Consider the following 4,701-nt stretch of genomic DNA (forward strand, 5'->3'; position numbering starts at 1 on the left):
CGCAAGGTGCAGGTGACCGCCGTGGCCGGAACCAGCATGGGCGCCATTGCGGGGGCCGCCATCGCCGCCGGCGACTGGCGCAGGCTGGCCGAAGGCTACGCGCGGCTCGACTGGATGAAGCTGCTGCCGATGATGGACATCACCCTGTCCGGCTCCGGCCTGCTGGACGGCCAGAAGGCGCTGGAGTTCCTGCGCGCCCACATTCCGGCCGAGACCATCGAGCAGCTGACCCTCCCCTACGCCGCCGTGGCCGCCAACCTCACCCGGCGGCGCAAGGAGGTCTTCACCCATGGCGACCTGTTCTACGCCATGCGCGCCAGCTTCGCCATTCCCGGCGTGTTCACCCCCGTGGTGACCGACAACGGTGAGCTGCTGGTGGACGGCGGCCTGGTGGAGCTGGTGCCCTTCATCACCGCCCGCAGCCTCAGCGACGCGCCCGTGCTGGCGGTGGGCGTCAACGGGTTTCTGGCCAAGCAGGATGAACCGCCCCTGAGCGCGCCGCCCCGTTCCACCGACCGGCTCGAACGCCTCTACGGCCAGTTGCGGGAGATGAAGGTGCTCAATGAGAGCGACTGGGGGCGCAAGGTGCTGGCCTGGTTCCGCATGGAACTCAACAAGGACCGCCCCGACCTGCCCGGCCTGTTCGAACTGACCGGCGATGTGATCGACTTCATGCAGGAAGAGCTGCTGCGCATGCAGCTGGAGCGGCATCCGCCCGACTGGATCGTGACGCCCAACCTGAGCGAGTTCGGCATCTGGGACTACCACAAGGCCGAGGCGCTCATACAGGCCGGCTACGACGCCGCCCGCGCGCAACTGCCCTTCTGAACGGGGTCTCCCCCATTTTTGCCAGATGATTTTCTGGCCGCACCGGCGCGGGCGGAAAATGGCGGGAAAAACCACTCAAAACCCGTCCGAACGCCTCCTGATACGGGGTCTCCCCCATTTTTGCGGAACGCCGACTGAGCGCGCCGACGGCGATATGGAAAACCCTGGAAAAACCCGCCCTGACGCGCCTGTTGCCCGTTGCGGACGGGGTCTCCCCCGATTTTACCGAGCCGGTTGCCAACCGCACTGCCACGTCCCTGCAAACCATGCGAAAAATGCCCGGAACATGGGGTCTCCCCCGTTTTTACAGAATGACGCGCCGGCCACGCCGTGGCGAACCCCTCACAGACCTGCCCGAACGGCGTTGGGGACGGGGTCTCCCCCATTTTTGCGGAACGCCGGTCGAGCGCGCCGTCGACGTCAGGGAAAACGCCCGTATTTGGCAGGCGCATGGGCAGCTGGCGGGCTGGGGGATACGGCTTACGGTGACTTCGGGCAAACGGACGGGCGTGTCCGGCGTTGACGGCGGCTGACGACACGTGTCAGGCAAGCCGTCCGCGGGCCAGCGGGCGGTAGCGCACGCCCTCGGGACGGAAATCGCTGCGGTAGAGCACCACCTCTTCGACTGGCAGCCACAGGTCTGCATCTGCCAGTTCGACCGCCGACGGCGGAGTGGCCGGGCGGCCGCGGGGCCGTGCCAGCGAGATGTGGGGCCGGAAGCGCTGGCGAGGCTTGTCCACCCCTTCCACACCCTTGAGCAGCTGCCACACTTCGTCATGCAGCGCCTGCAGCATGAGGTTGCGACCGAACAGGGCGGCCAGTACGGCGGGATTGCGGCCATCCGGGAACAGGTCGATGGCCTCCACCGGCGCCTCGAAGGCACTCAGCTCGGGCAGTCCGGCACGAATGCGCAGCGCAAGCATCTCCGCCTGCGCCGGGGTCCAGCCGTCACCGAGGAACAGAGTGGTCAGGTGCAGGTTTTCCAGCGGCACCCAACGCAACGGCAGGTTTGTTTCATACGGCCGGGCAGCGTCAAACAGCGCCCGGCCGAGCGCCTCGGGCACGGGCACGGCCACAAACAGTCTCATGAGTTCTCCTCCGCAGCGGGGAAAAGCTCGGCCAGCGGCCGGGGCGGTTCGATGCCGTATCCCTGCACCAGATCGGCCCCCAGCTCTCTGAGTCGCTCGCAGTGGGCCTCGTCCTCGACGAACTCGGCCACGCTCCTGCAGCCCATGCGCTTCGCCAGCAGGATGGACGCCTCCACAACGGCCTGGTCGACAGGCGATTCGAGCAGATGGCGCACGAAGGTGCCGTCGATCTTGATGACCTGAACCGGCAGGGTGCGCAGATATTGGAGGGAGGACTGGCCGGTGCCGAAGTCATCCAGCAGAATGGTGCAGCCGGCGGAGGCCAGCTCACCGAGCACGTCCCGCGCCACCTCGATGCGTTCGATGGCAGCGGTCTCGGTCACCTCGAAGGCCAGCAGCGCAGAGGGGATGTCGTACTTTTCCGCCAGCGCCAGCAGGCGGCGGGCGGAACCGGCATCGCCCAGCGTGGCGCCGGAGAGGTTGATGGAGAAAGGATAGATGCTGCGCCCCTGCTCGGCCCATTCACGGTAGATGTGGCCATACAGGCGGAAAAGGTTTTCCACCACCCACAGGTCGATGTCCTGCGCCAGGCCGTAGCGTTCCGCCGCCGGGATGAAGTCCGCGGGTGAGACGAATTGGCCATCCTGGTCCTTCAGGCGCAGCAACACCTCGTGGCGGGCCGGTCCCAGACCGGACTTGAGCGGCTCGATGCGCTGGCCGTAGAGCTCGAACCTGTTCTCCTCCAGCGCCCACTGCAGCAGCGGGATGAGACTGGGCGCTTCCACACGCACATCGTCCCGGTCCAGATCGGCAATCCCGCTGCGATTGCTGTCCAGCAGCGACTTGATCAGCAGCGATCCCCGTCCCGTCGCCTGCTCCAGCGTCTCCTGCGGCCTGACGGACATGTGCCCCACCAGCACCTTGGGCGCCACCTTCTTGCCGCGTCCTTCCCCCTTGAGGGCGGACAGCTTCTCCAGCAGCCGCTCCGCCAGCTCGGCCGTGGCGGCGGCATCGCAGGGCACCAGCATGTAGAATTCACTGCTGCTGTGGCGCCCCACCACGGCCCGGCCACAGTGCTCCCGCCCCAGCGTGCGCATCAGTCGGGCCACCTGCAGCAGCAGCCGGTCCACGCTTTCACGCCCGATACTCTCGTTGAGCGCGCGCAGGTGCATCAACTCCACGATGATCAGACAGGCCGTACCATTTTTTCTGCGCGTCAGCAGGCGCCTGCCGGCATTCATGAAGCCACGGATGTTGAACACGCCGGTCGGCTCGTCGTGCGTAGCCTGCCAGCGCAGCTCCTCGATCATGCGCTGCTGCTCGTCCTTGACCTCCAGCACCACCAGTGCGCTGTGGCTGTCAGGAATGGGGGCCAGGCTCAGCTCCGCCCAGTGCAGCGTGCCATCTGGGAAACGCATGCGCACCAAGCCGTCCGAATGCCAGTTGATCCCCTCCTTCACCACGGCCTGAATGAGCGCCGCCAGCGTCTCGTCCGCATCCTCCAACTGGAACAGGCGGGTGAAATCATGCTTGTCCTCACGACTGGCCGCCTGTGACAGCAGCACCTGCATGCGGGCGTTGGCCTCCTGAATATGGCCTTCCGCATCCACCAGTGCCACCCCCTCCTGCAGCTCGGAAAACAGGGCCAGGCGCGTGCCTGCTTCCTTTTTCAGCGTGCGCATCCACCAGATCTGCATGCCCAGATAGGCAAAGAACAGCAGCGGCAGCGCCACCAGCGCCCACTGCCAGACGCGCGTATCACCACGAAGCTGCGCCAGCGCCATCTCCAGCAGCGAGGGCATCAGCAGTCCCACCTGAAGGCGCTGATCCCCCTCCAGCCATATCTCATGGGCATACACATGCCCCCGGCTCGGCTCAACCCGATCCAGAGTGAAGAAATCGCGCCAGGCCCGTTCATCGCTCAGCCTGATCAGCGCTCGTCCGTCCAGCACCCGCCCGCTCAGCCTGTCCGAACGCTGATTGAGGTTCCCCACCACGCACAGCCTTCCAACCGTCTCACCCTGATAGAACACCGGCTGACGCACCACTTCAAACAGATGGGGTGGCGACATCTGGAGTTCCTGCTTCGTGCGGCAGAGCGCATCCACCTGTCGGGAGAAGAGGTCTTCAAAAGTGCTCAGCGCCAGCCAGGCCCCGGGCTGGTCCTTCAGATAGACCGCCACCGCCATCGGCGTCCCTTCCATGCTGCCAAACAGCCTCAGACGATCATGGAGAATTTTCCTGAGCTGAGGACGCAGCCGCAGCCGCAGCGTTACCTGCACCGCGTTGCTGCGGGCCAGCAGCAGCGCATCCTCATGCACCAGCCGATGCTGCGCCTGCACCCGCTCGGCCAGCCCCCGGACCGACTGCATGGCCCGCTCGTTGGCCTGATCCAGCAGAATGCTGAAGGCGGCCAATACCGACAGCAGCAGCCCCATCAGAAACGGCAGGCTCCAGAACAGCGCCAGCTTCAGCCAGTTCATCGACCAGGTCATGGCTCCGCAAACACCTCATCCGCCGCCCACAGCAGGGTGGGTGGCAGGTCAATGCCCAGCGCTTGCGCGCGCCGGTAGTTGAACACGATGCCATACTCGTGCGCCGCCTCCAGCGGCAGGCTGCGAACCGGTCGTCCCGCCAGCAGGGCCGCCACCTTGCGCCCGGCCTGCCGTCCCATGGCGCGCATGTCCAGCGCCACGCCGCCTAAGCAGCCGGCCCGCACCAGAGCATAGCTCAGCGTCATCTCGGGAATGCGGTTGTGCGCCACCGTCCAGCGCACGATCTCCCG

The 4,701-nt window shown here is 66.2% G+C and carries 4 protein-coding genes; 1 reads left to right on the forward strand and 3 read right to left on the reverse strand.

The annotated features are described in order from the left end of the window. Nucleotides 1–828 (forward strand): patatin-like phospholipase family protein (locus tag F8K16_RS06520; protein WP_294948434.1); only part of this gene is annotated, 828 nt, incomplete at its 5' end. A gap of 542 nt (nt 829–1,370) precedes the next feature. On the opposite strand, the gene thpR is transcribed toward F8K16_RS06520, so the two are convergent. The 3 genes from thpR to F8K16_RS06535 all read right to left on the reverse strand — a co-directional run. Then, complete coding sequence (gene thpR / locus F8K16_RS06525) at nt 1,371–1,916, reverse strand: RNA 2',3'-cyclic phosphodiesterase (protein WP_294948436.1); 546 nt, start codon at nt 1,914–1,916, stop codon at nt 1,371–1,373. Then, nucleotides 1,913–4,411: an EAL domain-containing protein gene (locus F8K16_RS06530; RefSeq protein ID WP_294948438.1), complete on the reverse strand. Its 2,499-nt coding sequence runs from the start codon at nt 4,409–4,411 to the stop codon at nt 1,913–1,915. The genes thpR and F8K16_RS06530 overlap by 4 nt, the downstream gene beginning before the upstream one ends. Next, nucleotides 4,408–4,701, reverse strand: a 294-nt coding sequence (locus F8K16_RS06535; RefSeq protein WP_294948440.1) for an ABC transporter substrate binding protein, incomplete at its 5' end; no start/stop codon positions are given. The genes F8K16_RS06535 and F8K16_RS06530, both read right to left, overlap by 4 nt.

The sequence above is a fragment of the Sulfurivirga sp. genome, assembly GCF_015490265.1.
Lineage (GTDB): Bacteria > Pseudomonadota > Gammaproteobacteria > Thiomicrospirales > Thiomicrospiraceae > Sulfurivirga.

Coding starts and splice junctions, on each gene's coding strand:
- thpR (WP_294948436.1), bottom strand. CDS start 1,916: ATGAGACTGTTTGTGGCCGTGCCCGTGCCCGAGGCGCTCGGCCGGGCG.
- F8K16_RS06530 (WP_294948438.1), bottom strand. CDS start 4,411: ATGACCTGGTCGATGAACTGGCTGAAGCTGGCGCTGTTCTGGAGCCTG.